7 protein-coding genes are annotated in these 5,575 nt (G+C 61.8%); 3 read left to right on the forward strand and 4 right to left on the reverse strand.

Translation table 11 applies throughout. The annotated features are described in order from the left end of the window. Positions 1–260: 260 nt before the first annotated feature. From XI09_RS09005 to XI09_RS09020, 4 genes are all read right to left on the reverse strand, one after another. Entirely contained in the window at positions 261–443 is a 183-nt protein-coding gene (locus XI09_RS09005; protein WP_271566522.1) for a hypothetical protein, read from the reverse strand. Between the two features lie 674 nt (positions 444–1,117). Further along, complete coding sequence (locus XI09_RS09010; RefSeq protein WP_271566523.1) at positions 1,118–1,549, reverse strand: SRPBCC family protein; 432 nt, start codon at positions 1,547–1,549, stop codon at positions 1,118–1,120. Positions 1,550–1,920: 371 nt separating this feature from the next. Beyond that, complete coding sequence (locus tag XI09_RS09015) at positions 1,921–3,204, reverse strand: S41 family peptidase (RefSeq protein WP_271566524.1); 1,284 nt, start codon at positions 3,202–3,204, stop codon at positions 1,921–1,923. Positions 3,205–3,263: 59 nt separating this feature from the next. Next, positions 3,264–3,938: a DedA family protein gene (locus XI09_RS09020; protein ID WP_271566525.1), complete on the reverse strand. Its 675-nt coding sequence runs from the start codon at positions 3,936–3,938 to the stop codon at positions 3,264–3,266. A 264-nt stretch (positions 3,939–4,202) separates the two neighbouring features. On the opposite strand from XI09_RS09020, the gene XI09_RS09025 reads away from it, so the two are divergent. The 3 genes from XI09_RS09025 to XI09_RS09035 form a co-directional block, all read left to right on the forward strand. Further along, entirely contained in the window at positions 4,203–4,424 is a 222-nt protein-coding gene (locus XI09_RS09025) for a hypothetical protein (RefSeq protein ID WP_271566526.1), read from the forward strand. Positions 4,425–4,477: 53 nt separating this feature from the next. Then, entirely contained in the window at positions 4,478–4,858 is a 381-nt protein-coding gene (locus XI09_RS09030; RefSeq protein ID WP_271566527.1) for a hypothetical protein, read from the forward strand. 171 nt (positions 4,859–5,029) lie between these two features. Continuing rightward, a partial coding sequence (locus tag XI09_RS09035) for a saccharopine dehydrogenase family protein (protein ID WP_271566528.1) occupies positions 5,030–5,575 on the forward strand: 546 nt, incomplete at its 3' end.

Below are 5,575 nucleotides of genomic sequence, written 5' to 3' on the forward strand. Positions count from 1 at the left end.
TATCGGAGCCAACCTAGCCGCGAAACCGATCCCGGGCCTCTCGACCTGCCAGTCGACAAAAGGGTTATCACACAGCCTGGGCCCGTTTGAGACCTTGCGATAGGTACTGAAGATGTCCGCTCACCGGGGCTAACCGGAAGTCATCGCGGGAGAACTAAACCGACGAGATTGACCCATCTGCGACATTGGGCAGCACTCACGAAAGTGCATGATCTCACTTGATCGGCGGAATGGTTCGCCCAGGCGGCGATGTCCTGAGCCTACGCGCTTATGTTCAACTGCCGCAGCACGTCAGCGATGAGTTGCTTCACGTCCTGATGGCCACCGTTGTTGAAGGTGATGCGCTTGCCTTGTCCGTCGGGCAGTGGTGTGGCGGTCACGATCCTATCCGTGTTGATGACGATGGGCTGATCGTCCGGTTGCGTGAACTGCACGAATGCCATGAAAGATGGATCCTGTCTGTTGGGCGCGCGAGCCGCGCGCGGCGCCCCGAAACCTGTGACGCGCGGGCGTCAAGGTCAAGCCTGCGTACCGAAAACGTAAAGGCGAGGCGCTTCAAATGGCTTGCGGCCTTTGTGCCCGCTCCACCCGACGCGCCGCCTCGCTTCCCGGTGAGGGCAGCACTCATCTAAGCGGTTGCGGAATGACCGGTGTTGGCCCTTTTGCGAAGTTGCGGCCGACACCGAAGGCGTCCGGTATTAGGTGGTAGACTGGAAGTGACCGGCCCACTGGCAACGCGGCGCTTTTGACCCAAGTGAGACATCGCGGTCATCGGCCCAAACCGCAGCTGGCTCGTGCGCCGCGCAGTAACGCAGGTTGGCTCGTCAGTCGTTGAGGACTGCCAAGTGGACCCGGCGAAGGCGCTCGGAGTCGGCAACCACGTCGATTTCCACGATCCCTGCCTGCGCGATCGTGAAGCCGAGTACCACGAAGCGTCGTCCGCGCGGAGCTAGGACGACGCCTCACGGCTCGGTTCACAAGCGGGCTGTGCGAGCCAGCTAAGTCCCCAAGAAGATGAGCGCCTGGTCGGCCATGCCGGCGCGCCACGGAACTCTCTATGCGCCCAGAGGCGCAGCACCGCGGTCGGTTCGGAACACGACGTCCCCTTTTGCGGTTATTACGCACCCCGCTCGAGCAGCTCCTTCAGCTTTTGCTCGTTTCTCGGCAACTGCCTTCGCGCTTGCCGAAGGATGAACGGAGCAAGCACCCTGGCGATCCCGTGGGCTTCCAATTCGAGGGCGATCGTTACGCGCGACCGCTTGCCGTCATCGAGTGGCTCAACTGTGCCTTTGGCAATCGCCGTGAGCGGGCCGCCAACACCGCGCACCGTCCAAGTCCTCGGAGGATTCAGCTCGGTTATCTCCTCCGTCCTCTGCAACTTCCGCGGACCGAGCCGTCGGGTCACCACGGCTTTCAGTGGGGCGTCGCCTTCCCGGCGTGCCGACACGACACCCCCCTGCCATTCGGGAAGATGCGAAAAGTCCGTCGCGTACAGGAAGACGTCTTCGGGGCGACGGGATATCTCAATGCTCTCTACGATCGTTGCCATCTATTCCTCCTTTGCTCCGATCTCCTGCGGAGGTCGCCGGGCCGAGGCGCTGAACATCCGTCGCCGAGGGCCGCTAGGTCGAGCTGGCGGAGGTGCGCCAGGTCAGCAAGGATGTCGTACTCGTCTGGGCCGTGCATCTCCTTTTCGCTCATGCTCTGGGCCTTCGCATCGTACCCCGCCAATCACCTGGCGGATAGCCGGGCGCCGCTGAACAGAACTCCGCGTCCGTCAGAAGAGGCACGATTTCCTGGCAGGCAATCATCGTTGGCTTGCCGTGCAAAAATAAGGTGTGTGACAGGCTCTCAGGTAGCAGCCACTCGTGGCGTCCCGTCCTCGCGGATCAGTGTAAGAGCCGGGCTGCCTCCCGAGGATCAGGCCCCGGATAGGATCGCGACTGCACGATCGAGTTGAGGGTCACCCGGACCCAGGGAGGCCGGGTCGGCTTGGACCTCGATCGTGGGTGCGACGCCAACGCCTTCCAGCCGCTCGCCGTCGACCTGCACGTCCGCGACCGCGAGCAACAGCAAGCCGCCGCCAATGAGGAATGCCGTCGCAGCGAGGACAGCTCCCTCGGTCCGGCTACCGATGACTTCGCCAAGCCGATATTTCTTGAAGCCATAGGCAAGGATCTCCTTGCCGCTGCGGGTGCCCCCGTTGACAAGCATGGCGACAGGCTTGCGCCACTTCACGCTCGCGAGTTCGCTGGCGCCATTGCGATTAGTGACCTGCATCGTCGGCGCTCGCGTGTTGAACAAATCAAGATACTCGGGGATCGCGCCGCCCCAGCCATCGCGCAGGTCCCAGATCAGCGCGTCGGCGTCCTTCAGCGGACTGTGCGATAGAAGATGCTCGAGCGTCCGCTGATACACGGAGCCGGCGTAGCACCAGACATGAACATAGCCGATGCTTCGGCCGTTGGTCCGGATGATACGGGCACTGGCCTTCAAGCCGTCCAAGAACATTTTGTTGGGCTCAATGTCGACCGGGGTAACCGGTATTTGCATAAACGCGCCGGCACGACGCAGACCCAGTGCGACTTCCCTGCCAACTTGGCCACGGAATGACTGGACCGGCTGAAACGGTGCGCCATCGGCGAAGACAATCACATCGCCAGCGAGCAGGCCGGCCTGTTGGGCCGGCGTGCCGTCTACAACACCGGTAATCATGCTGCGGCCCTGCATGTCGAGACGCGAGAGGACGCCAATGCCAGGATACGAGATACGGCCAGTCGGAAAAGCGCGCTCCAGTCCGCGCCGCCTTAGCGCGCCGGCAAAGATATCGCACAGCTGGTAGTACTCTGGTTCGTCCGGTGTGTAGTAGCGGGTGTGCGAAGCATGCAGCTCGGAGAGCATGCTATTGATGACGCTGGCCAGCGCCTCTTCGGAGCTCGCCCGTGCGGCGTCCGGCAAGTAACGTTCCCGGGCCGCCGACCAATCGAGCCCATGCAGGTGCGGATCGTAGAACCGGTCTCGGACGGTCCGCCATACCTCCTCGAGCGTGGCGATGTGTGCGGACACGGCCTGGGATGTGGCCGAATCCGCTGCTTCTTGCTGCTCAGCCCACAAGACTGTTGGAGCCAGGGCGGATGCCGCAGCCATTGATGTTAGCCGCAAAAAGTGGCGGCGCGACGGAGCTGGGTTGATTGCCTTCTTCATCGTGCAACCTTGCGAGTTGCTCCTCGGGGGTGGACCCCAGGAGAATTTACCCCGTCTGCTCACGTTTCCGCGTGAGGGTTAGCGCCGCACCGTTTGCGGAGCACCGGCAGCGCGCGCTCGGCCTGACGAAGAAGCACGATTTCATATCGCCGAATGATGATCGAAAGCGCAGATCCAGCGCCGATAAACAATCCCAGTGACACCAGGCTCAGCGTTTCAGAAATCTTGGAGATTTCGGCTCCGACGGCGTGGGTACCGAAGCCGAAGAGACACGCCCAGCAAATGCCCCCGGTCACGTTGAAGAAGAAAAAGCGACCCGCACGCATGCCATTTGCGCCAGCAAGCAAAGCGGCAAACATTCGTAGCACCGCGATAAAGCGACCAAAAAACACGACAGCGGCCCCGTATCGAAAAAAGAGGAATCGGCCGATCAACAATCGGTTTTCATCAAGATGAATGTATCGCCCGTACTTGCGAAGAAGCGGCATTCCGAAGCGGCGCCCGACCGTGTATCCGATCCCATCTCCGACGATGGCACCTGCAGCAGCCGCGGCTACAACGACAGTGATATCGATCTGATTGGTGGTGGCGGCCAGGAGAGCAGCAGCAACAAGGATCGTCTCCCCGGGAAGGGGCACGCCGGCGCTTTCGAGTGCAACAACGACGGAAATGACCCAAGGTCCGTGAACCTGGATCAAATGAATCAGAGAATCCGAGAGAGAGGCAAGGTCCATCTTCTAAGACTGCCTGCTGCACTGGGTCGAGTTTGTCTCCACCCTGAAGTAAAAATCACCAGCGAGTAGGGTAACATACTCCGAAGTCGCATGGTTGTGAGCGGGACGCTTTATTCCGCAGGCAGCCTCGATCGAACGAAATACAGACTGATTTTGAAAGGATCCCAAGGCTTCGCGACGGACTCTTCTTCTCTTGAAACTCCGCGACTTCAGCCGGATACTGGATCGAGGTCCTTGGCCATTAGCAATCCGAGGAGGGCGATCATGGCAACGCAGATCGTGATGGACCGTACCGGCGACAGCCGTCACCCTTTCAACCCGAACGACGCACAGGAACTGGCGAACGCGGAGCAGCGGTTTTACGAGCTGACGAAGGTCGGCTTCACTGCCGCGGTCCGGACGGGTCCCGGTCAGGTATCTCAAATTCGATCGTTCGACCCCAACGCGGAGGAAACCGTCTTCATCCCCAGGCTGGTCGGCGGGTAGCCGCCCAGTTCATGTTCGGCTTTCGACCATCACCGCCGGGCGGGCGCTCGCGGATGAGAGCCGCAAGGGCTCTCTTCATGAGGCACGGCGCCGAGAACACTCCGGAAGGCCGCTCGCTGCGGCTCTTGCGGCAGTGGCTGTCGCCGGCCCAGCGGGCGCAGTTCGCGGAAAGCGGCTATTTCGAGGTCGTTGGTGGCGAGACCGGCAAGCAGTACAGGATCTATGCGGGCGCCATGACGAATGTCTGCGAGGTCGACGGAAACGGTCGCCAGAAGCTCGGGCTCTGTTTCGTGCCGCTGGGCGATCTGCCGATCGGAGACGTCATGCTATCCCAGAAGATCGCGCTGGAAAGCTGCGAGAGCCGCGCGCTGGCGGTGGCCAGAAGATTCGTTCCGAACGGTTTGTCGTTCCGGCGAAGTCGGCCGTTTCCTTGACGATGCGGTACCCTGGTGCGATCCAGCCGGTGGAAGACCGATCCGAGTAAGGGAAAGCGCCCGCTTGGTCGCGAATTGCGTGGCCCCTGGCGACGGCGGCTGTGACGCGTACAGAGCGATTGCACACGGATCTGAAGATAGCTCTTGCGGGTCTCGAGGAGGACCAACGTCGTGAAGCGGGACTTCGACCTCATCGTCTATGGCGCGACGGGTTACACCGGCCGTCTCATCGCCGAATATCTAGCGACATCCTATCGCGGCGACGATGCTCCGTCCTGGGCGATCGCGGGACGCTCGACCGACAAGCTCCAGAAGGTGCGCGCCGACATCGGCGCACCAGACGATTTGCCGTTGGTGAAGGCCGATGCCGCCGAGCCGGCCAGCCTACGTTCGATGTGCGAGCGTGCGGCCGTGATTATCACGACGGTCGGGCCTTATCAGCTCTACGGTCCCGAGCTTGTGGCGGCGTGCGCGGCCACGGGCACCGGCTATGTCGATCTGTGCGGCGAACCGGCTTGGATGCGGCGCATGATCGACGCCCATCACGAGGAGGCGAAACGGACCGGCGCGCGCATCGTCTTCTCCTGCGGCTTCGATTCCATTCCGTTCGATCTCGGCGTGCTCACATTGCAGGAGAAGGCGCGTGAGAAATTCGGACGCCCGGCGCGGCGGGTCAAAGCCCGCCTACGCAAGGTGAAAGGCGGCATGTCGGGCGGC

The organism is Bradyrhizobium sp. CCBAU 11386, assembly GCF_028128955.1.
Lineage (GTDB): Bacteria > Pseudomonadota > Alphaproteobacteria > Rhizobiales > Xanthobacteraceae > Bradyrhizobium.

Coding starts and splice junctions, on each gene's coding strand:
- XI09_RS09005 (WP_271566522.1), bottom strand. CDS start 443: ATGGCATTCGTGCAGTTCACGCAACCGGACGATCAGCCCATCGTCATC.
- XI09_RS09010 (WP_271566523.1), bottom strand. CDS start 1,549: ATGGCAACGATCGTAGAGAGCATTGAGATATCCCGTCGCCCCGAAGAC.
- XI09_RS09015 (WP_271566524.1), bottom strand. CDS start 3,204: ATGAAGAAGGCAATCAACCCAGCTCCGTCGCGCCGCCACTTTTTGCGG.
- XI09_RS09020 (WP_271566525.1), bottom strand. CDS start 3,938: ATGGACCTTGCCTCTCTCTCGGATTCTCTGATTCATTTGATCCAGGTT.
- XI09_RS09025 (WP_271566526.1), top strand. CDS start 4,203: ATGGCAACGCAGATCGTGATGGACCGTACCGGCGACAGCCGTCACCCT.
- XI09_RS09030 (WP_271566527.1), top strand. CDS start 4,478: ATGAGAGCCGCAAGGGCTCTCTTCATGAGGCACGGCGCCGAGAACACT.